Below are 22,904 nucleotides of genomic sequence, written 5' to 3'. Positions count from 1 at the left end.
GACACTAACAAGAGTTTATTTGCAATACAAGGTATTTTTTTACAAAAAACTAGCATAGGGGAAAAACACTGTATTTCCTGTCTTTGCTTTATTTTTCGTCAAATATTTACGTACTTTATGTATTACAAATAAGATTTTTGTACTTAAAACCTATCCATTTTGATCAAAATTGACAGACAAAAACTTGAAAAACCTAAATTCTTTTACTCAAAAGAATATGAAGGTTTGCTACAAGAAATAAGTGATTTTTATGAGATGCATAAAAGTTCTCGGGCACAACGCTCCTATTCTATTGCTTATTTTCCTGATGAAGTAATTACAGTACTAATGAATCTTTTTGATTACAAATGTGCATATTGTGAATCGCATCTATTAGGCTTAAAATCTGGATATGAATCCTATCTAAATCATTTTAGACCTAGTAACAATTCTCAAGGATTTGATAGTAAAGAAATTGACGCCGACCATTATTGGTGGCTTACCTATGAATGGGAAAACTTATATGCTTGCTGTCATGCTTGTAGTCGTTATAAATCGAATGTATTTCCTGTACAAAGAAAAAGAGCTGCGATTAAAACCAGACACGACGTAATTTCCAAAAAAGAACAAGCATTTTTAATTGATCCATGTGAAGAAGATCCAAATAATTTTTTTCAATTTGACTTAGAAACGTATGAAATCAAAACTAGAGTTGAAGAAAATTCTTTTCTGTTGTCTAGTAAGGTTTTGGGAGAACACATATTAAATCTAAAGCAAAAGGCAGAAGCTACCATACAAATTTTAGGATTGAATCGTAAAGATTTAATTTACGAACGACAAAGCATTGCTGATGAAACAAAGCGTGAAGCTGAAGGATTGCGAAAAGGAATCAAAAATGCACGAGCAATTGCAGAAGAATGGAATGAAATTCTCCAAAAAACTTCTAAAAAGAATCATCTTGCGTTTCGAAAAACTCTAATTGACAACTACTTAGAAGATAAAGAAATTGCCAGTACTTTGTTTAATCTCACCGATCAAATACAATCGTATTTTGATCAAATGCAGCAGCAGAATGATAACATACAAGGTCAATTACCAAGAGATTTTTCTACTCAAAAAAAACTACCTGATGATCTTTTTGAATCTATATCATTTCCACTTGAAAAAACAGAAAAAGGCTTCTCTATTGACAAAACGAAAGCTCCAGAAGTCGAAAAAGCAATTTTTAATAAACAAGATGGAGCATATTTTGCAAGTCTTTTAAAAAATGTATATCTCGATAAAATTGTATTAAAGAACTTTAAATGTTTCTCAGATTTAACGCTTCAATTACCAAGTTATGCCGAAGATACAACTGCCGAACCTTGGCTAGTATTTTTAGGAGAAAATGGTGTTGGAAAAAGTTCTGTGCTCAAAGCTATTGCAATTGCTTTAATGGGACAAGAATATTTAGACACTTTAGACATTCAAGTAGATGATGTATTAAAATACGGAAAGTACAGCGGTTACATACGCGTATACGGAAAAGGTAATGATGAATTCTTTGAAGTCACTTTTAACAAACGAAAGAAAGAAATTGTGGCTAACATTCAGAAACCGCCTGCGTTTATTATTGGGTATGGTTCCACTCGATTATTGCCTATTGGAAATTTACAACCTGAAAAAAATCATCCGAGTTACCTAAAAATCAAAAACTTATTTGATGCTTCTATTTCCCTATCAAATGCTAAAGATTGGTTCTTAAACAGCAATTTAAAAACGTTCAATCAAGTATCAAAAACACTTAAAAACTTATTACTTCTAGATGATTTAGATGCTATTAAAAGAAGTCCTAAAAAAGGAGAAATTTACATTAAATATCATCGTACAGGCGATAAAATCAATATCAAACACTTAAGCGATGGTTATAAATCCATTTTTGCAGTAGCTATTGATATGATTTATACACTTTCACAAGAAAATGTAGTATACGAATTGGCAGAAGGAATTGTCTTAGTAGACGAAATTGGCACACATTTACATCCACGATGGAAAATGGAAATTGTAGAACGCTTGCGCAAAACATTTCCAAAAATTCAATTCATAATCACAACACATGAACCTCTGTGTTTACGAGGATTAAAACAAAATGAAGTTGTTGTTTTACGCAGAAACAGCGTAAACTCTATTGAAGCTCTAAACGATTTACCAGATCCAAGTAGCTTGCGTGTAGACCAATTATTAACCTCAGAATATTTTGGTCTTAATAGCACAATGGATATTAAAACAGAAGCCTTATTCAAAGAATATTATGACTTATTAGCCATTAATAAAGTAGACAGAACTGAAGCGCAAAATGATGAAATTAAACGCTTAAAAGAAGAAATTGACGAGAAAAACTACATGCGTTTTGGAAATGATTTACGAGAAGAACTTGTGTATCAAGCTGTAGATGAATTGATTGCAAAAGATATCAGACAGAATAGTCTAAAAATAGAAACTAAAAATATTAAACAACAAACGATTTCTAAAGTACAAGATCTTTGGAAAAGTTTACCATCAAAAAAGTAATATGATTTTCATTGATAGAAATTTGGTTGACGCGCCAGAGGAATTGACCGATGAAAATGGCGCTGGAAAAAAAGAACTTGCAAAAGCAATTGCACACTATACAGGTCCTGATAAAGAAAAAGCATACGACAAGTACAATGCCTACAAGCACGACAATGTAAAAGATGCTTTAAAAAAACTCAGTAATAATAAATGTGCCTATTGCGAAAGTATCTTTTTGCATGCGCACGTAGGCGATATTGAACATTTTAGGCCGAAAGGCGGCGTTGAATTTGAATATCGAATTTGTCAGCATTGTGATCAAGAATATCCGAGATATAGCGAAGGTGTTATTGAAAATAAAGTCTGTACACATTGCGGAGAAGCTCCTTCAGGTACAAAAAAACAGTTAAAAAAATTATTAAAGAAAAGAATGATAAAACCAGGGTATTATTGGCTTGCTGCCGATTGGGACAACTTGTTTTTATCGTGTAGAAATTGCAATCAGAAGTCAAAGCAATTATTGGCAAATGCTACCGAATTGGAGTCTGTTGGAAAAATGAATCAATTTCCTTTACTAAAAGAAGAATTACGCTTAAAAACACATACAGAAAAGCTCAAAAAGGAAGAAAAAGTTCGTTTATTAATCAATCCTTCAATTGAAGATCCTGAAGAATATTTTGAATATGATATTGAATCTGGAGTAATTCGCGCTAAAAAAACAGATGATCTTACCGAGAAAAGAGCAATTGCATCTATCAAAGTATATTCATTGCAACGCGTTCCTTTAGTTCACTTACGTGAGAAAAAAATCGTAGACATTTCTCGTCAAATGAAGCGTGTGGAAAAAGCGATGCGCAACGTAAATAAATTTTACGATGAAAATGATGAAGAAACGCATAGTTTCGTAGAAGATTTAAAATTTGAATTAGGCGTTTTAAAAGAATTTATAGATACTGAAAAAGAATTCGTCGGACTCGCCAAACAAATGATCGGAACATTTTTACTTGAAAACTTTCAAATTGATATTAATGCTGCTTGATTTCAACTATTTCCAATTTAAAGTTATATTTATATTATACCTTAAAACATATCGAATATAAAATTAAAACTGTGCAAAACAATCTACAGCTGTAACTTCCGTTTATATTTGATCACTATATTACAAATTACTCACACTATGAATAAGCATTTTTTTATATCCTTAATTATTCTTTTTTGTTTCAATATTATCAATGGACAGACGGAAACACAAATAAAAATTCCTGAATTTGATGATGATTTTAGTAAATCAGTTAAAATGCTTGAAAATGGAAAAACTGATATAGATTACAAATCATTCAGAGAAAGTTTTATTAACAGTAAACAGTTCAAAATTGCTTCTGAAAAAAGCGAGGAATTTAGAGAATTGAAAAAAAAATGTACCAGCAAATGTCTGAATCGAAATATGACAGCATTATCATCACAACAAAAAAAATGTTAAGTATCGATTATACAAGTATGACTGCTCATAAAATACTAAGACAGACGTATAAAATTTTGGGAGATACTGTAAATGCTCAAAAATATAAAACAATTCAATTTGGGCTTTTAATGTCGATAGTAAAAAGTGGAGACGGAAAATCTTGCGCAACAGGTTGGTCTGTAGTTCAAGTTTCTGAAGAATATTTTATTTTACGAATGCTTGGAGTTGAACTCAATACACAAAATATTGATAATAACGGTGGAATTTGCGATCGAATGGAAGTTGTAGATAAAAATGGAGAAAAGAAAGTATATTACTTTGAAATAAGTAATGTTCTTAAAGGACGTGAAAATTTAAAAAAACGATAAAATCTAAAAGCATAGTGTTTCTAAAAACAAAGCTTCCACAATCAAACTTTTTAATTAAGGGTTTGACAGCTATTTATTTACTTATAACATCTTAAAAACATAGCAAGATCTTCAATTAACATACAGGTTTGTCCATTGTAAGAATAATAGAGAATTCTATTTTAAATAAAATTAGCTACAAGTAGATTAAACCTTCTTCTTAGAAAAAAGTCTAAGTAGAAAATTTCAAAATGAAATACATTCATATATTCTTTTTGTCACTTATTCTATTGTCCTGTAGTAAAAATGATGAGCCTATTGAGGAAAATAACGCCGAAGTAGATACAATAGAAATTCCATCATCAAATATTGATTATAACAATATGGAAAATTGGTCATTTCATCCAAATAAAACTACAATTTTACCATCATATAATTTAGACATCGCTGTCATAGACAAAGATTTACAAATAGAGGAAATAATTCCAATTACAAATAATGCAACTACAAATACTGGTGTAGATGTATTTTGGGTGCATCCTACGCTTTTAAGTATACCACAAAATTTAACCGAACCAAAAAACATTGCAATTGAAGAACAAGACAAAGTAAGAATTGGACTGACTACAATTGCACAAGGTGGATTGTTATCAAAATACGGACGAATGTTTGCGCCGCACTACAGACAATCTTCAGGTAAAACCTACGGTGATGATACTGATAAGGAATTACAAGCAGAAATTATTGCTACTTCATATAGCGATGTAAAAGCTTCATTCTTACACTATCTCAACAATTTTAATAATGGAAATAAAATAATTTTGGCAGGTCATTCTCAAGGTTCATATATGCTTGCAATGTTACTAAGAGATGTTTTTGATACGAACTCAGTTTTAAGGGACAAATTAGTAATTGCTGCATTAGGTGGTATGGGTTATATCTATGCCAATCAAGGTGAATATAAAGGTGGTTGGTGGGAAAATATTCCTTTATGTACAACAACTAATGAATGTGGTTGTATAAGCAATTGGGCAACTTTTGATGAATCACAAACTATTCCTGAAATTAATTATGGGTTGCCTGAATTTAATCCTTATCTAATTAATAGTGGACTTGTATATAGAGCTTTCAATGAAAATCAAGATTGGTTTGTTCAAGATTTTAGTTACTATACTTCTACTTCATCTTCATTAAAAAATTATATAACGCCAGATTCAAATTATAATCTTGGAGGCAATAGTAATTTTATTGCATTTGATGATTTATATTCTGTAAGACACAGAAGAGATGAAGAACAAAAAGTAGCATTAAGTGTAGAGTATAATCCGCTTCCTAATGACCAAAGACCAAATGATTTAGCTTCTGAACAAAATCATCCAAATTATTCAAATTGGGGCTATCATACAAAAGATTATCATATTTATTTGTGGGCTTTGATGGAACAAATAGATGAAAAACTAACGAATTGCAATTGAAAATATCAATTATGTCCAAAATCTAGTAGTGAAGCGATCTAATATCTAACAGCAAAGCGGTCTAAAAATCTAATTCATAATCCTTACCAACAACTCTTTCAATAAATCGCCATTAGACAGATTGCTAGCACCAACACCTTTACTTTTTACATCCATTTCACGTAGTGTTGCCACAATTCCACTCACCTTTTTCATCGGATAATTACGTGCTGCAGCTTGATATTCCTTCACAAAATACGGATTGATACGCAACACAGAAGCTACATTCTTCGGGTTTTGATCACGCAAACCATGATATTGTAATAACTGAGAAAAGAAATTAAATAACAACGAAACCGTAACGACTGTAGGATTGTCTTTAGGATTTTCTGAAAAATATGTGATAATACGAAACGCTTTTTTTACATCTCTATCGCCAATCGCTTTTCGCAACTCAAAATTATTATAATCTTTACTAATTCCGATATTTTCCTCAATAGCCTCTGGCGTAATTTCGCTTCCAACTGGTAAAATGAGTTTTAACTTTTCTAGTTCATTATCAATCTTACTCAAATTTGTTCCTAAAAACTCCACTAACATTTGTGCAGCTTTAGGTGTAATTTGATATTTCTTGCCCGCCAATACTCTTCGAATCCAGTCGGCTACTTGATTTTCGTACAATTTCTTGCTTTCGTAAATCACGCCGTTCTTTTTTGCTGCTTTATACAGCTTCTTATTTTTAGCAATCTTTTTATACTTATAACAAATCACTAAAACTGTAGTTGGTTGCGGGTTTGAAAGGTATGCTTCCAGTTTATCAATAGAGCGCGATAAATCTTGTGCTTCTTTTACAATCACAACTTGTCGTTCTGCCATCATTGGATAACGCTTGGCATTTGCCACAATATCATCTACAGAAACATCGCGTCCGTACAACACCATTTGGTTAAATCCTTTCTCTTCTTCTGCCAATACATTATCTTCTATATATGCAGCGATCTTATCGATATAATAAGATTCTTCACCCATTAAAAAATAAATAGGTTTAATATTTCCTTTCTGTATATCTACGACAATCTGTTTAGCTTCTTCCATTCTTAAGACAAATGTGGAATTGTATTGGTTTTCGATGCACTAATTATTAGTTTTGTGCTTATGGAACTTTTAAATTTTCCAAAATATACTTTCCGCTTCAAAAATAGGGAAAATAAAATCTATATTTTTGATGCAATTCGGAAAAAGTTTGTCGTCTTAACTCCCGAAGAATGGGTTCGGCAACATACAGTTCAATTTCTAATTCAAGAAAAAAACTATCCCATAAGTCTCATCAATGTTGAAAAAGAGCTCATATTCAATGATTTAAAAAGACGTTATGATATAGTTATTTTTAATCCTAACGGAAGTATTTTTTTGGTGGTTGAATGTAAACGTAGTAAAGTAATGATCAAACAAGATACTTTTGATCAAATTGCACGTTATAATATGGTGTTAAAAGCACAATATTTAATGGTAACTAATGGATTGAATCATTATTATTGTACAATGGACTACGAAGCAGAGCAATATCAGTTTTTAAGAGAATTACCCACGTATAAAAGGTAAATACTATGCAAACTATAGAAATATTTGAAAATAAAAGAGCAGCAAATTATAATTCATTTGTAGAAGCATGGATTCCAAATTATCATTATTTCATGGATAATTTACCTAGGCTTTTAAAAGATACTGAGCATAAAAATTTATTAGTCGTTGGATGTGGAACAGGAGCTGAAATAGAACGATTTATCAATACTTCGCAACCGTGGAAAATTACTGGAGTTGATCCTTCTCCTGAAATGATTTCTCAAGCAAATCAAAAATTTAAAAATATTGAAAATGTACAACTTATCGAAGGTACTATAAATGCTGTAAGTAGTAAAGATATGTTTGGCGCAGCAACACTATTGTTAGTTCTTCACTTCATAGAAACGTATGAAAGTAAGTTAGATTTACTAAAAAATATTGCCAAAAAATTAGACGCAAATGCTCCATTTATAGTATTAGACATTACAGGTTCTAAACAACAAATTAAAGAAAACTTAAAAATTCTCAAAAACCTATTACCCGACAATTTAGATGAAACTGACATCAACAATCGATTGTATCGAATTGAAAATAAGTTGCATGCAGTTTCTGAAGATCAATTAAAAAAACTTATCGTTGAAGCAGGATTTGAAACACCTACACGTTTCTTTCAAAATTCTATCTACATGGGTTGGATTACACACAAAAAATAACATCAGAAAATAAATTTAGAATCTTTGAAAATCGCTGTAGTCATACTCAACTGGAACGGAAAGCAATTGTTAGAACAATTTTTGCCTAAGGTTGTTTCGTTTTCGAAAGATGCTACTGTATATGTGGCTGATAACGCTTCTGCGGATAATTCCATTGCGTATGTAAAAGCAAATTTTCCAACAGTACAAATCATTCAAAATGTTGAAAATGGCGGATATGCAAAAGGGTACAATGATGCACTTCCGCAAGTGAAAGAAGAAATTTTCTGCTTGCTAAATTCAGATATTGAAGTTACAGAAAACTGGCTTACTCCTATTCTATCAACATTTGAGTCTAGTCTAGAAACGGCAATTATTCAACCCAAAATTCTAGACTTTAAACAAAAAACTCATTTTGAATATGCTGGCGCGGCTGGCGGATTTATTGATAAATTTGGCTATCCATTCTGTCGCGGACGTATTTTTCATACTTTAGAAAAGGACAACGGACAATACAATGACTCAAAAGCTATTTTTTGGGCATCTGGCGCTTGTTTATTCATTAGAAAAAATGTGTTCCAAGAACTTCAAGGTTTTGATGAAGATTTCTTTGCGCATCAAGAAGAAATCGATTTGTGTTGGCGTGCGTTCAACAAAGGATATCTCGCAAAATATGTTTCAGAAAGTGTGGTATATCATGTTGGCGGTGCAACTTTAGATAGCACAAATGCTAAAAAAACCTATCTAAATTTTAGGAACTCATTATGCATGCTTGCGAAGAATCTTCCGAAAGGAAAACTATTTCCAATTATATTTTCTCGCTTAGTTTTAGATGGACTTGCTGGAGTTCAATTTCTACTCAAATTTAAATTCAAACATCTTTTCGCTATTCTAAAAGCACATTTTCACTTTTACGCACGATTGCCCAAAATGCTCTCAAAACGCGCAGAAAATCAGGAAAAACAGTATTTTCAGCAGAAATCTATCGTGCTTGCTTACTTTTTAAAAGGGAAAAAGAAATATTCAGATTTTAATTAAGTATTCTATGCAAGAATTGCTCGAAATAGTAAATCAATCAATCTTATCGTAGAGAATTTCTTTTAAATCGTATTAAATCTTTCTTAAACTGCAACAAATCTTCTTGAAGATCGTCTATATTTATAGTACATCAATCAAAAATCATGCGAAAACTAATTACAATCCTATTGGTTTTCTTCTTTAGTATACATTCTCTTTTTTCAAACGAAGAAGAAAATACCATCGAAATTCTGTTTCCAAAAGCAGAGTTTTTAAACGATTATACGGCACGAATTCCGTTTAAAGTCATCGATCAGTTAATTGTTGTAGAAGCCGAATTCCTCAGCAAAAAAGGAAATTTCATTATTGATACTGGCGCAGAGCGACTTGTACTAAACAAGAATCATTTCCCTAAAGGACAACGAATTACAAAGAAAAAAACACAAACTTCTGGTGTTACTCGTATCATAGATCAACCATATGAACGAAAGCTCAGCGAGTTTATCCTACACAATTTTAATCTTAAGAATAAAAAATCTGATATTATCGATTTATCACATATCGAAAAAAGCAAAAAAATGCACTTACTCGGCATTATTGGTTACAATATTCTAAAGGATTACGAAGTGTTTATCGACTTGTATTTAAATCAAATCACACTGTCTCGCGTTGATAAATACGGCGTAAAATTTGACAAGAAAGTATACGCAGAAACCATTGCCGATAGTCTAGATTTTAAATTAAAAAAACATACGATTGTAATTTCTGGAACTGTCAACAATCAAAAAGTACGTTTTGCATTAGATACTGGTGCAGAATTCAATCAACTGAATAAAGACAGTCATAAAAAAATACTTGAAAAATTTCGTCCCATACGAAGATTATCTTTAGTTGGAGCTGGCAAAAAGAAAATTCGGGTTTTGGCAGGAAAGTTGTATGATTTCCGCATGAACGAACGATTGGGCGTTGGTCCTATGTATACAATTGTGACAAACCTTCGGAAAATGCGCGAAGCTTACGGAACAAGTATAGATGGTGTTTTAGGTTATGAATTTCTAAAATACAAGCGTACCATTATAAATTATAAAAAAGAAAAGTTATATTTCATCAATTCACCTATATTTAAACCGTGAAAAATTGCTTTCAACATATCATTTTCTTACTCATACTCTGTATGTCTACAGGTGTATTTGCACAACAAAAAAAAGTGCAAGGATATCGTGTAGATGGTGATGAAGTCGTTTTTACTTTTGACAAACGTGATTATAAAGAAGTAACCCACGGAATTTCACAGCATCGAAAATCAATTAATGATCAAGATTTATTGATTGAAACTATTGCTGTTGCTGGAGAATTCAACGATTGGGCAAACGATCAATGGATTATGAAACAACTGGATGAAAATCGTTTCGAATTGCGCAAAAAAATAGCAGATTTTACTGATGAATTTTCTTGGGAATTTAAGTTTGTCATCAACGAACATTATTGGGCAGAACCAGAAGGTGAAATTGATAATTTATCGAAAGCAAAAAATAAAGTCGGATATGATTTAAAAGTATACAATTTAAAAATGTATACGGCGCATATTTCAGAAGATGGAAATACTTCTTTTTACCTGAAAGGTTATGAAAATGCTGAACAAGTTGTGTTAAGCGGAACATTCAACAAATGGAATGAACGCCTTTTTAAGATGAAAAAAACACAAAATGGTTGGTATCTTACCTTACAATTAAAACCTGGTACATACGAATATAAATTCATCATAGACGGCATGTGGATTAGTGATGAATCCAATCCGAATAAAAAGAAAAACGAATTTGATCAATATAATTCTGTTGTTGAAGTAAAAGCTTATTATACGTTTAAACTCCGTGGGCATAAAAACGCCAAAGAAGTATTATTATCTGGCTCTTTCAATGATTGGTCTGAAGATGGTTTTGCGATGACTAAAACAGAGTATGGTTGGAAATATACTGTATTACTCTCTGGAGGAAAACATCTGTATAAGTTTATTGTAGACGAAGAATGGATGGTAGATCCTTCAAATCCTGTCAAAGAATATGATTACCGAGGAAATGTAAATTCGGTTTGTATGGTAAGGTGAGTTAGATTTCTCAGACTTGCTTAGATTTTTAGACATACTATATTCACTTCGAGGAGTTAGCGACGTGGCTGTCTGTCAATGATAAAACTTCATTTAATTTGAAATTTTCCTCAGATTTCAATATAAAATTTTTCCAAAATTTCTACTCAACATAATATTCAGCCTTGTTCTCTATTAAAATAATTTCTAAAATAAAATTGCGTAACCAAATTGTTACGCATATATTTGTAACCGAATAGTTACATAAATTATGAGAAGAGATGTTTTTCAGGCGATTGCCGATCCAGTTCGTAGAGATATTATCGATTTACTAGCAAAAGAAACGATGACGATCAATTCTATTGCAGAAAAATTTGACGTAAGTCGTCCAGCAATTTCAAAACATATAAAAATCTTGAAAGAGTGTGATATTATTGCCATCGAACAACAAGGTAGACAACGTTTTTGCATGATTCAACCTAAAAAACTAATTCCAGCTTTTTTATGGATTGATCAATACAAGCAATTATGGGAAGACAAACTTGATAATTTTGAAAACTACTTACACCAATTACAATCTAAAAACAAAACACATGAATAATCTAGAAAACCGCACTATTACCATTGAAAGAACTTTTAACGCACCTTTAGCGCTTGTTTGGGAAGCATGGACACAACCAGAACATATTGCTTCTTGGTGGGCTCCAAACGGAATGAAATTAGATATTATTGAACACAATTTTGTTGCTGGCGGAGCATGGAAGTTTAGTATGCCAATGCCAGATGGTAATCAATTCATTTCTGAAGGAATGTACAAAGAAATCATTCCACAAGAAAAAATTGTGTTTACTGCCGATTTTAAACCCATGACAGAAAATGTAGAGATTCATGTACTTTTTAAGGCAGATGGAGAAAAAACGAACTTTACATTCCATGTAATTCATGAAACAGAAGCATATTGTCGTCAACAAGAAGCTATGGGAATTTACAATGGTTGGGGAAGTGCTTTCGACCGATTGGAAAGTTTTCTCGATGCATAAATGCATGATTCCTAACTGAAAACATAAAGAATCGTATTTTGCAGCGTGTAACAGGAATTTTTGATGAGATTATGAAATAATAAACTCAATACAATAAAAAGATTTTAAAGAAAAACAACAATTTTAATGATAGAACAACATAAAATATGGCAAAATGAATGGAGAAAAATTATGGGGAAACCTATAAATGTTGACATAGAGCCTAATTGTGATTTTGACTTACATTTTGATATTTGGGATTTAGAAAAAGATCTTTTTTTCAAACTATTTGAAAAATTTCCAAGAGGAAATCAAATAGCACAACGAGCATATCAATTAAAATGGGGAGATTTAGGAGAACTCAATAAAAAATTAACTGATGAAGAGTTAATTCAACAAACTAAAATAATTGTAGAAGTATTACAAAAAATACAACCATCAGATGATTTAATTGACCCAAAAATTGTATTCAAAAAAGGAGGCAATGAATTAAGATTGGAATTATTAAGCCAAGCAGATCCAATATCTATCGAACTTGATGATGAGTTCTCAACATTTGTAAAAAAATCAACTGGAAATGAAGGATATAATACTTATTTCTTTTTAAGCGAACCATTATATAGACTTTCATCTTCATATACTCCTTGTAACTGGATTTTATGGTGTTTAACAGATTATCAAGACTTGAATCCTTATACGCTATTATTGAATATGAAATACAACGGATGTGATGTTGCACTAACAGAAAATGAAGTATTAATTTATAAGTTAACTAATGAAAAAAATTAACCATTTATTTATAGTAATGTTTGTAAGTGTACTTTGCGGATGTAGTACTAAAACACCTAGTTCTTTACCTATCAATGATATCAAAACAACAGACAATAGTACTATAATTAATATGTCAACTTCTATAGACTTTAACAACGAAGATGAACTCATCATTGTAGACTCCTTGTTTTTGTCTAAGATGGCTTCTTTGGTAAAAAATAACTCAAAAAAATCGCAAATTGTATATTTGGCTACACATGGAGATAGATCATATCTTAATAATCTCCAATATAGAGCTAATAAAGTTCGTGAGTATTTTATAAGTAAAGGAGTTGAAACATCTACCCTAACAGCTGAATTAGGATTTGACTATCAAACTAAATATCCTAAATTAAAGAACAGTAATCTGATTTTACACCTACAATAAACTTAATTAAATTGATCATATATAAACTAAGATTTTAAAATAAATGACTCCAGAAGAATTTATTACATCCTATGAAACTGCTTTAAAAACGCAAGATTGGAAAGTAGTTGCGCCATTAATTTCAGAAAATGCAAGTGTTACCTTTTCTAATGGAATAGTTCATATTGGAAAAGAAAATGTTAAAAGAGCATTTGAGAAGAACTTTTCTGTTATTAAAAATGAAAAATATGCTATTGAAAATATTACATGGCTAATAAAAGATGAAAATTTTGCTGTGTATGTATTCGAATTTAATTGGACAGGAATTATAGATGGAAAATCTGTATCTGGAAATGGAATCGGGACAGCCGTTTTAACAAAAGAAAATGCTACATGGAAATTACTGACTGAACATTTGGGAAGAAAATCAAATTAAATAGAAAAATAAACAGGAATCTGTAAAAAAATGTATTTGAAAGTAACTAAAAAATGAGCAAAAAAGTACAACTCTTAGAAAACATTTTGGGTATAAAACTTTCGGTTAAAGAATATGGAAAATTATATGATCGAAATCAAAAAAATGCATACAAGCTTCGCAATGATGAATTTGAAGTTTTATATCTCAATGATATAGAAATAGACGATATTTCCATATTAATACCACATTTAAGCAACTTAAACAACTTATATCTAAAGAATTGTATTCTTCCCAATTTCACACAATTACTAGCTTTAAAGTCCATGTATCTGTATTTTGATAATGTGACATTTAAAACGAAGGACATTCATATACGAAAAAGTTTTCCTGCTGAAATTCGTTTTTCTAATATGAATGTTGATGCAAGTTGTTTTGAATGTTTTAGAGAATCTTCTTCAATTGGAGTTAAATATCTTCAATTCAAAAATTGTCATATTGAAAATCTTCAATACATAAACTATATAAAGAATCTTTACCAAATTGTCTTTGATTCTATTACTTATACGTATCAATCGACAAATACGAGTGTGCCATCTGCAATGCTGATGTGTATTAATAACACAAAAATTAAAGATGTTTCTTTTATCCCTTTTAAAGAGTCTCTGGAAACTATTCAATTTGAAAACTGTGAAATTGATCGTATTGCCAAGCTTACTGAATTTTCAAAACTTGAGTCAATTGAGATTGATTCAGATACTACAATTACTGATAAAGAAATCATTGCAAATCCTTCTCAAAAGAAAATCAAAGTCAACTTTACCAAAGGAAAAAAAAGAATACAGCCGAGTTCTATTGTTTCATTAAAAAACTTTGTTCATCTATTGCATTTTGAGAATTTTCAAGAAACAACTATCGATTCTTTAGAAAAATTTGACCATATTAAAACCTTATCATTTGATCAATCTATTTTTAATGTTGATGCATTTTCAGCAGTTGCCAGTCAAATTGAGAATTTACATCTTAGAAATTCTGTCATAGAGAACTATGAACATTTTTCTAAATTCAAGAAGCTAATTTTCGTGAAATCTCAATTCTTTGAAGAAAAAGGAAATAGAGATTTACAAGCTTTGTTTCCGTTAAAAAAACAATTAAAAGCACTTAGAATTACGGATTATTGTCCAATTCATAATTTTAATCTGATTGAAGCTTTTACCGAGTTAGAAAGTTTACAAATCAACAATTATTCTGATGATAATATCCAAGCAGTAAACTCAATTTTAACGCTCCAGAATTTAAAAAAATTACAACTATCTATTTCTGATTTTATTGATGATGAAGAAGATGATGATGAGAATATTGAAATTCACACCTTTAATTTGAAGTCTCTTGAAAATTTAGAATTTTTAAATTTAGGATCTAATTTTAATTTTATTGGTTTCGAATTTTTAAAGAAACTACAATCATTACAATTGGGAGATTATGATTCTGAAGAAATTATGAACATCAACTCCTTTCCGAAAATGGAAAGTCTAAAAAGATTAAACCTTACCAATTATGAATATAAAATTGAAGGTTTAGCACAATTTCCGAATTTAGAATTTTTAAGACTAAAAGGTGTTCCAGCATTAGCATTAACAGGCTTAAAGAAATTGAAAGTATTAGATGTAACAAATAGCGGCGTTGAGAATTTTTCTGAAATAACAGATTTACCAAATCTTGAAAAACTTGAAATGTCAAGTATTTTTACGAAAATAGATGTAAGTGGAATTTCTAAATTTCCAAACCTAAAGTGGTTGACTTTTTTAGAAAGCTATGAACTGGATGACATTTCTGAATTAAAACATTTAAAAAAATTAGAATACCTTGATTTGTATGCTACAAATGTAGCAGATGTAAGCGTATTAAATGAATTGCCCAATTTAAAACAAGTGAACTTGTTGGTTAGTAATTCAATTAAAGCTGATCTGGAAAAACAAATAGAAAAACCAGAAATTATTCTCAATTGTGGTTTACCTAATGTACTTTTTACCGTTTGGGAAGAAGATGAATTTGGTATTTAACAAAAAAATCAACTTATCTAAAAATCAAACTTATTTTTCTATTAATTAAAGTTACTATGGACGAAAAACTGATCGAACAATTAAAGAAAGAATCAATTCTAGGTAGCAAATTTGAAGAAAGTAAATATTTTCAAAGTTTTTTTGAAAACGTTTTCAAAGATGTCTATTCTGAAATATGTGATCAAAGTTATAGGGATTTTAAAATCTCTGATTCTTTTATCACATTTTTAAAGGCTTTTCCTAATGGAATTAATCACCTTGGAGATGATTATGGCTTTTTTGGAATTGTTGATTGTATCAGTCAAACAATGAACGATATCACCTTATGGTCGCCTTATGATGAAGAAGGAGACAAATTAGCTTCTTGGATTTTTATTGGAGTAAGAGGAGACAAAGGAAATATATATTTATGTTGTGATTCGTCATCAGACTATTTTGGAAAAGTCAAAGAGTTTTATGATGGTTCAGCTTTTATGGGTGATTCGCTTCCTAATCCAACAAAATTGCAAACTTTTGAAGAGTTATGCGTATCCATTATTAATGAAAGTTAAATGAATTTCTATATCTTGTTAAAACCTTTATGATGCCTTCTAAATTCATTACAACAATCGTTGTGAGCTTATTTTTTCCTATCGGATAAGTCAAGAAGAAAATAAGCTAAAATATAAGAATGGTAAAACGTTATATTAACTGAACTTTTTTAAAGAATAAGACTAAACATATGATTCTTGATACGATAAAAAAACATTTACAATCAAAGAATATTTTCTTTTCTGGAGATACCATTCGTGAATTGCCTTCAGTAATTGGGTATGACAAGCAATTTCGCTGGAGTTGGTTAGCAACACAACTAAATACTTTTATAATTGCTAGTGATGCTAAAGATTCAGAAATTACCGTACAAACAATAGAATCACATCTTAAATACTGTTTTGAATATAGTAGTAGAAACTACAAAGGTTGGCCACGAGGTTTTCAATCGGGCGTTGGTGTCATTTGTATATTACTTTCAGAAAATATCACAGAAGAAGCTAAAATCTATTGTAAAAAGCTTAAATCAGGTAAAAAATGGGCAGCATTTACCATTCCTGTAGTAATTGATACAACAACGAGAGAAGCTTTTTATTTTGATAAAAACCCAATGTGGGGACGAATTTATTATCCGTATTTTAAAAAAATGATTCGAGAGTTGACAACTTGATCTTACAAATACTAAATTTCCAAAGTACTAATGTATCAATGTGTTAATGTACCAAAATACCAAACGACCAAAACACTCATAAATCAAATTTATCTTACCACTTTCAGCTTTGCAAAACGCAATAATAGCTTCTTAATTCCACCAACTTTAAACTTGATTTCTGCTTTCTTATCGCCACCAACACCTTCTAATCGTAAAATTTCTCCACGACCAAATCGTGTATGCTCTACCATTGTTCCTGGCACCAAACGTTCGTCTGTTAAACTTTTACTTGGCGTACTACTTTGTGCTGATTCTGGCTTTATTTTTCGGAGTTTTCGAACTTGTTCAGGCGTTGGACTTCCTACAACTGGCGGACGTCCTGATTTTGGTTTTTGTAAACGTAATTTGCTTTTATCAACTTCACCAAAAATATCGTTATCTACCAAAGGTTTGAAACGATAATTATCAATTGGTGTGATGTAATCTAAATATTTATCGTCAATCTCTTCAATAAAACGGCTTGGTTCTGCATCTACCAATTTTCCCCAACGATAACGACTTTGTGTATACGTTAAATAGGCTTGTTTTTCAGCTCTTGTCAACGCTACATAGAATAAACGTCGTTCTTCTTCCAATTCACTTCTCGTATTCATACTCATTCCTGAAGGAAACAAGTCTTCTTCCATTCCAACAATGTATACATAAGGAAATTCCAGTCCTTTTGCTAAGTGAATGGTCATCAAAGCAACACGATCATCGTCACCTTTATCGTTGTCCATATCAGTTGCAAGCGCTACATCTTCTAAAAATTCTGCCAAAGCTCCAGTAGCATCAGCCACTTCCACTTGTCCTTCAACGAAATCTTTAATACCATTTAGTAATTCTTCAATATTTTCAATACGTGCAATTCCTTCTGGCGTTCCGTCTTTTTTCAGTTCTTGTACTAAACCTGTTTTTTTGGCAATATGTGATGTTAATTCAAAAGCATTTGAACCTTCATTCATTACCTGAAAACTACGAATCATGGTGACAAAGTTTTCGAGTTTTGTTTTAGTTCCTGAATTTATCCTAAGATCAATCTTAGAAATATTTTCCATCACTTCAAACATAGAACGTCCATAGTGCTTTGCTGCAACGACTAATTTGTCAATCGTCGTCTGCCCTATTCCACGTGCTGGATAATTTACCACACGTTTTAAGCTTTCTTCATCTTTCGGATTGACAACCAAACGTAGATATGCCAAAACATCTTTGATTTCTTTACGTTGATAGAATGACAAACCTCCGTAAATACGATACGGAATATCACGTTTACGTAAAGCATCTTCCATTGCTCTTGATTGCGCATTGGTTCGATACAAAATTGCAAAATCGCCATTACGCAACTGTTCTTGCATTTTGATTTCAAAAATTGAACCAGCTACAAAACGTCCTTCTTCACCATCAGTTACACTGCGATTTACCTTTATTTTTCCACCTGGATCATTTGCAGTCCAAACAACTTTATCTAAACGTGTTTTGTTGTGTTCGATCACAGAGTTTGCAGCTTCTACAATATTTTTTGTAGAACGGTAATTCTGTTCCAAACGATACATTACTGCATTGTCGTAATCTTTTTGGAAGTTAAGAATGTTGTTGATGTTTGCTCCACGAAACGCATAAATACTTTGTGAATCATCACCAACGACACAAATATTTTGAAAACGATCTGCCAAAGCTTTTACAATCAAATATTGTGAATGGTTGGTATCTTGGTACTCATCTACCAAAATATAGCGAAAACGGTCTTGATATTTAGCTAAAACATCTGGAAAACGATTCAATAATTCGTTGGTTCTCAATAACAAATCATCAAAATCCATTGCTCCAGCTTTAAAACAACGATCTACATATTCTTTATAGATTTCTCCCATTCTGGGACGTTTTGCCATCGCATCAGCTTCTACTAAATCAGCATCGTTATAATACGCTCGTACAGTGATTAGATTGTTCTTAAAAGAAGAAATTCGAGAACGTACTTGCTTGTACTTGTAAATATCTTTATCAAGCTGCATTTCCTTGATTATAGAACGAATCAGTCGCTCAGAATCTTGCGTATCATAAATCGTAAAATTGCTCGGATATCCTAATTTATCAGCTTCAAAACGCAAGATTTTTGCAAAAATAGAATGGAATGTTCCCATCCATAAATTTTTAGCTTCACTTCCTCCAACAATATCTGCAATACGTTTTTTCATTTCACGTGCTGCTTTGTTGGTAAATGTGAGCGATAGTATATTGAATGCATCAATTCCTTGACTCATTAAATATGCGATACGATATGTAAGTACTCTTGTTTTTCCTGAACCTGCACCAGCAATGACCATTAACGCTCCATCTTTATGAAGTGTTGGCGCTCTTTGCGCGTCATTTAGCTGATCTATATAGTGATGAATGTCTTGCTGCATAATTGCCTCAAAAATAAAACACTCAACTCGCTATTACAATAACTATTTGTGAAAGTTATACACTTTTTTTGTTGGTTATTGATAAAACTATTTTTTCTGTTATCTGAATCTAAAATTCTTAGTTTTTCATTACAGATTTGTAGCTTTTGCTCTACTGATTTGAAATGGTTTAAACCAATCCCAACTTACGCCGATAGCAATCTGATTTCCAGAATCTACAAAGCGATAGTTGTAATTATCATGTCCGTAAATATAACTTACAAAAAGTCCGATGTTACGATTAAAAGGATACAGTGTAAATGTGGTTTCGCTACGTAAAGGTTCTACAAAAGGATGCGCGCCTTGAATGAGTTCAAATTTTTGCTCAATAGCATATCTTATTTTTGGTTTCCACTGATGTTCATATTCATAGCCGAATCCAAAACGATTTCGACCATAAATATTGATGTCAAAATCTGAATAACCGCCAAAGTCAAGCAATCCTAAAAAACGATTGTGATACAATTCCCATGAAGTTGTAAATGAATGGATTTTATAAGGTTCATCGTTCTTATTCAATTCATTGAAACGGAAATTGAAAGAAAGCTTTGTTGTATTTGTAGAAAAGTTTCCATTATTTCTATTGAGTAAGTCAGATAAATTTGTAGCATCTGTAATTGTAGCATGAAAGTCAGAACATGGCATAGTTTCGTCTTCTTCTCCTACTAAAAAAGCACAACCAGATTGCCCATTAGAATAATGTCCGCTCTCAATTGCCCAAGTAAAAAAGTTATTACTTTTCGTTTTTATCATATGTTGCCAACCAAATAGTATACGATATGAAGGTGTTTTTACAGGTTTTGAATTTTCTGCATACATCCTAATATGTGGTTGAAATGTTACATAAAATGCATTTCCAGCTTTGTGAATACTATCTTGCATATTTTTACGCATCGTATTGATAACACTGTAATATACAACTGGTTTTGCATCAAAAAGGATACTTTCTGTCGAATTCATATTTGACATATAACTAAAAGCCGGTTTTTCTGCAATTGGATAATAATCTGTAAATCCACTGTCATCACTTGTATTTTGTGCATTCACAGAAAATAATAATAACGTCATAATTAAGGTTAATAGAAACGTCTTCATGGTATGTTATTTATTTTTTTCTAAAAGTAATTAATTATTTTACTTTACAGGATAGTGTTTTTCCTCATATTTAAAACACTAAAATTACGTAAAACTACGCTATCAAAACTTTCAGATATTTTGCTAATTTTAGACAAAATTAATCATATGGGTTATCCAAAAGAAATCTTTATCATAAGACATGCAGAAAAACCTGCAGATATAACTAATGAAAACTTATCTACCAAAGGCTATGAACGTGCTGCAGCACTTGCTTATTATTTACCAGATGCTTTTGGTACAATTGATCATATTTTTGCAGCTGGTGTAGGAACTAAAAGTCCTAGCGAACGTCCTCGAGAAACCGTAACACCATTGGCTGAACGTTTGGGTAAAAAACTACATGATTCTTTTTTAAAATATCAATATCAGGAAATGATTACACATATTTTTGAAGATGATTCATATACAGATTCAAAAATTGTAATCGCTTGGCAACACACAGACATAGAAGCTATTGCAAAAGCTTTTGGAGCAACTGATGTCCCTACTAGCAAATGGCCTGAGGATTGTTTTGATTTGGTATGGAAGCTCAGCTATAATGGAAATCAAACATATAGTTTAGCACAAATTCCTCAATTACTCATGTATGAAGACAGCGATAATATTATTCCAGATCCTGTCACAAAAACATTTTGTGAGGAATTACAAACTATTGATCCAAGAGTTTTGTTTAGTTCAAATATGCCAACTCCAGCCGGAAATTTTCCTAATATTGCAATGACGTGTATTTTTCAAGTCCCAAAAGCAAATGTTCCTGCAGGATTAACAGAACAATTTATATTTGTTGGCGCAGGTTTTTTATTATCTGAACAAACGATTATAGACAATCAAATTGCAGGAATTTTGAATGTTGCTAGTGAAGAAAATGATGCTGCCGATTTACAAATTCCTTTCTCAGATCCGCAAGTAGATAAAAGAGCTGCATTGCCTTTTGAGTTAGCTTCCAAAGAGAAATACTATCTAAATCAATTAGACAAAGTTGGTTTGACTGATAGTAATGAGAATGATATGATGACATTAGTTGCAGCAGTATTGGAAGCAGAACAGCTATTAAATTCTCCGACACCTACGCAACAAAAAATTGACGGAATGGTAAATTTTTATGCGCAAGGAAATTTAGTCATCCATTGTCATGATGGAGGAAGTCGTTCTGTAACAGTAACGGCATTGTATTTATATTATAAGTATTATGTACATACAAATGTTCCTTTCTTAGATATTTACAAAAGTATTATTGCTTTACGTTGGAATCATTCTTCAAACAATCATCCGACACAGGGAATTTGTGAAAATGCATACCAAGTATTAAACACATTTGAAGCTTTATTCCCAGAACCAGTTCGTAAAAAATAAGAACTATAAAACGTTAAAAAATAGACAAATACGGTATTACCGTAATTTAAAAAAGATCATGTTTCTTACTTTTAAGTAACCTTAAATAATAAGATCATGAAAAAACAAAAATTAAAAAAGTTAACACTCAAAAAAGTTTGTATTTCAAAACTAAAAATAAAAGGAGGATTGAAACCATTTAGAGGCGAATCAGATTTTAATTCGGTCTGTCCTATGTGTACTCAAAACTAATAAATAGACGAAGTAAAAATTATAAGAATAAGCTTTCAGGAAACTGGAAGCTTTTTTAGTTTTCTATAGTTATATCATGAATTTTATAATATTCAGAAAGTATTTTCTTCTTTTGTGAATCTGTAAATTTAAAGCCTTCTCTTATTTCTCTAGCGCCTGAACTATAAATCAAATTGTTAAATACTGTATGTCGCATCACATACTCACTTACATCTGTCCTATCTCCAATACAGCCAATAGTATAATAAACTTTAGTCACAGTATCATTGATAACGTTCAGCACAATGGAAGCTTTATCTTTTACGGAAGGATCTTTTAATAATCCTTCATATGCAATTACTTTTACAGTTCCGTCAGGATACGCTGTTAACTTTTGTAACTCATCTGCTGTTGCATACTTGAGCAACCATTGTTGTTTTTTATATTGAGTTGATATTCCACCTGCTTCCCCTGAATATATATGATCAACTCCTCTATCTTTTACTTCTAAAACTGTATTTTTTACTTCTGGACGAATTCCTTGCCAATCAAAATGCCAATCAGGTTCATAAAAAGAGCATAAACCAAAAATGATCATTCCAAAAATTGTAATCATTGGAAATATACTTACAAGAGATTTTTGTCGTCTTTTACTTTTCTTCATAATTACTGTTTGATGGTTTTGCTTCCGCAGATAAACCACAAAATATGTACCAATGTATTGATACTTCT

Annotated in this window: 24 protein-coding genes; 20 read left to right on the top strand and 4 right to left on the bottom strand. The window is 31.3% G+C overall.

The genetic code is table 11. From position 1 onward, the window contains the following. Positions 1-159 precede the first annotated feature (159 nt). The 5 genes from ACOQOS_RS01950 to ACOQOS_RS01930 all read left to right on the top strand — a co-directional run bounded on the left by ACOQOS_RS01950 (position 160) and on the right by ACOQOS_RS01930 (position 5,795). Positions 160-2,529 (top strand): AAA family ATPase, encoded by a 2,370-nt coding sequence (locus ACOQOS_RS01950; protein ID WP_420573278.1) that lies wholly within the window; start codon positions 160-162, stop codon positions 2,527-2,529. A 1-nt stretch (position 2,530) separates the two neighbouring features. After that, positions 2,531-3,550, top strand: a complete 1,020-nt coding sequence (locus tag ACOQOS_RS01945) for a hypothetical protein (RefSeq protein ID WP_420573277.1) — start codon at positions 2,531-2,533, stop codon at positions 3,548-3,550. A gap of 138 nt (positions 3,551-3,688) precedes the next feature. After that, the gene (locus ACOQOS_RS01940) at positions 3,689-3,991 is read left to right on the top strand and encodes a hypothetical protein (protein WP_420573276.1); all 303 of its coding nucleotides are present in this window, start codon (positions 3,689-3,691) and stop codon (positions 3,989-3,991) included. Continuing rightward, complete coding sequence (locus ACOQOS_RS01935; protein ID WP_420573275.1) at positions 3,940-4,341, top strand: DUF4919 domain-containing protein; 402 nt, start codon at positions 3,940-3,942, stop codon at positions 4,339-4,341. Before ACOQOS_RS01940 ends, ACOQOS_RS01935 begins: the two co-directional genes overlap by 52 nt. 230 nt (positions 4,342-4,571) lie before the next feature. Then, positions 4,572-5,795: a DUF3089 domain-containing protein gene (locus ACOQOS_RS01930; RefSeq protein ID WP_420573274.1), complete on the top strand. Its 1,224-nt coding sequence runs from the start codon at positions 4,572-4,574 to the stop codon at positions 5,793-5,795. 69 nt (positions 5,796-5,864) lie between these two features. Here the strand turns inward: ACOQOS_RS01930 and holA are convergent, their stop codons facing one another. Continuing rightward, entirely contained in the window at positions 5,865-6,869 is a 1,005-nt protein-coding gene (gene holA / locus ACOQOS_RS01925) for a DNA polymerase III subunit delta (RefSeq protein ID WP_420573273.1), read from the bottom strand. Between the two features lie 60 nt (positions 6,870-6,929). On the opposite strand from holA, the gene ACOQOS_RS01920 reads away from it, so the two are divergent. From ACOQOS_RS01920 to ACOQOS_RS01860, 13 genes are all read left to right on the top strand, one after another. After that, positions 6,930-7,376 carry a type I restriction enzyme HsdR N-terminal domain-containing protein gene (locus tag ACOQOS_RS01920; protein WP_420573272.1) on the top strand — a complete coding sequence of 149 codons (447 nt, stop codon included), beginning with the start codon at positions 6,930-6,932 and terminating at the stop codon, positions 7,374-7,376. Between the two features lie 5 nt (positions 7,377-7,381). Next, positions 7,382-8,050 carry a class I SAM-dependent methyltransferase gene (locus tag ACOQOS_RS01915; protein WP_420573271.1) on the top strand — a complete coding sequence of 223 codons (669 nt, stop codon included), beginning with the start codon at positions 7,382-7,384 and terminating at the stop codon, positions 8,048-8,050. A 24-nt stretch (positions 8,051-8,074) separates the two neighbouring features. Continuing rightward, positions 8,075-9,067 (top strand): glycosyltransferase family 2 protein, encoded by a 993-nt coding sequence (locus tag ACOQOS_RS01910; protein WP_420573270.1) that lies wholly within the window; start codon positions 8,075-8,077, stop codon positions 9,065-9,067. Positions 9,068-9,210: 143 nt separating this feature from the next. Next, entirely contained in the window at positions 9,211-10,179 is a 969-nt protein-coding gene (locus tag ACOQOS_RS01905) for an aspartyl protease family protein (protein ID WP_420573269.1), read from the top strand. Next, on the top strand, positions 10,176-11,150 hold the full coding sequence (locus ACOQOS_RS01900) for a hypothetical protein (RefSeq protein ID WP_420573268.1): 975 nt from the start codon (positions 10,176-10,178) through the stop codon (positions 11,148-11,150). Before ACOQOS_RS01905 ends, ACOQOS_RS01900 begins: the two co-directional genes overlap by 4 nt. A 250-nt stretch (positions 11,151-11,400) precedes the next feature. Then, entirely contained in the window at positions 11,401-11,730 is a 330-nt protein-coding gene (locus ACOQOS_RS01895) for an ArsR/SmtB family transcription factor (RefSeq protein ID WP_420573267.1), read from the top strand. Then, positions 11,723-12,169: an SRPBCC family protein gene (locus tag ACOQOS_RS01890; protein WP_420573266.1), complete on the top strand. Its 447-nt coding sequence runs from the start codon at positions 11,723-11,725 to the stop codon at positions 12,167-12,169. Before ACOQOS_RS01895 ends, ACOQOS_RS01890 begins: the two co-directional genes overlap by 8 nt. 126 nt (positions 12,170-12,295) lie before the next feature. Then, entirely contained in the window at positions 12,296-12,937 is a 642-nt protein-coding gene (locus ACOQOS_RS01885; RefSeq protein ID WP_420573265.1) for a hypothetical protein, read from the top strand. Further along, positions 12,924-13,346 (top strand): hypothetical protein, encoded by a 423-nt coding sequence (locus ACOQOS_RS01880; RefSeq protein WP_420573264.1) that lies wholly within the window; start codon positions 12,924-12,926, stop codon positions 13,344-13,346. The genes ACOQOS_RS01885 and ACOQOS_RS01880 overlap by 14 nt, the downstream gene beginning before the upstream one ends. A gap of 43 nt (positions 13,347-13,389) precedes the next feature. Beyond that, positions 13,390-13,761, top strand: a complete 372-nt coding sequence (locus ACOQOS_RS01875) for a nuclear transport factor 2 family protein (protein WP_420573263.1) — start codon at positions 13,390-13,392, stop codon at positions 13,759-13,761. Between the two features lie 53 nt (positions 13,762-13,814). Next, positions 13,815-15,803 (top strand): leucine-rich repeat domain-containing protein, encoded by a 1,989-nt coding sequence (locus tag ACOQOS_RS01870; RefSeq protein ID WP_420573262.1) that lies wholly within the window; start codon positions 13,815-13,817, stop codon positions 15,801-15,803. Between the two features lie 56 nt (positions 15,804-15,859). Next, entirely contained in the window at positions 15,860-16,354 is a 495-nt protein-coding gene (locus ACOQOS_RS01865) for a hypothetical protein (RefSeq protein ID WP_420573261.1), read from the top strand. A 170-nt stretch (positions 16,355-16,524) separates the two neighbouring features. Further along, a complete protein-coding gene (locus ACOQOS_RS01860) occupies positions 16,525-17,004 on the top strand; it encodes a hypothetical protein (RefSeq protein WP_420573260.1) in 480 nt (159 codons plus the stop codon). Between the two features lie 89 nt (positions 17,005-17,093). Here ACOQOS_RS01860 and ACOQOS_RS01855 read toward each other — a convergent pair whose 3' ends face one another. Together ACOQOS_RS01855 and ACOQOS_RS01850 are read right to left on the bottom strand one after the other, a co-directional pair. Further along, a complete protein-coding gene (locus tag ACOQOS_RS01855) occupies positions 17,094-19,433 on the bottom strand; it encodes an ATP-dependent helicase (RefSeq protein ID WP_420573259.1) in 2,340 nt (779 codons plus the stop codon). A gap of 129 nt (positions 19,434-19,562) precedes the next feature. After that, the gene (locus tag ACOQOS_RS01850; RefSeq protein ID WP_420573258.1) at positions 19,563-20,567 is read right to left on the bottom strand and encodes a hypothetical protein; all 1,005 of its coding nucleotides are present in this window, start codon (positions 20,565-20,567) and stop codon (positions 19,563-19,565) included. A 147-nt stretch (positions 20,568-20,714) separates the two neighbouring features. Between ACOQOS_RS01850 and ACOQOS_RS01845 the strand changes: the two genes are divergently transcribed. Together ACOQOS_RS01845 and ACOQOS_RS01840 are read left to right on the top strand one after the other, a co-directional pair. Beyond that, complete coding sequence (locus ACOQOS_RS01845) at positions 20,715-21,962, top strand: hypothetical protein (RefSeq protein ID WP_420573257.1); 1,248 nt, start codon at positions 20,715-20,717, stop codon at positions 21,960-21,962. A gap of 96 nt (positions 21,963-22,058) precedes the next feature. Further along, positions 22,059-22,193 (top strand): hypothetical protein, encoded by a 135-nt coding sequence (locus ACOQOS_RS01840; protein WP_420573256.1) that lies wholly within the window; start codon positions 22,059-22,061, stop codon positions 22,191-22,193. Between the two features lie 55 nt (positions 22,194-22,248). On the opposite strand, the gene ACOQOS_RS01835 is transcribed toward ACOQOS_RS01840, so the two are convergent. Then, entirely contained in the window at positions 22,249-22,836 is a 588-nt protein-coding gene (locus ACOQOS_RS01835; RefSeq protein WP_420573255.1) for a hypothetical protein, read from the bottom strand. Positions 22,837-22,904: the final 68 nt, after the last annotated feature.

It is taken from the genome of Kordia sp., from assembly GCF_965224175.1.
In the GTDB taxonomy this organism is placed as follows: Bacteria; Bacteroidota; Bacteroidia; order Flavobacteriales; family Flavobacteriaceae; genus Kordia.
The sequence above is the reverse complement of the archived record's forward strand: the minus strand, read 5'-3'. Positions and strand labels throughout refer to the sequence as shown.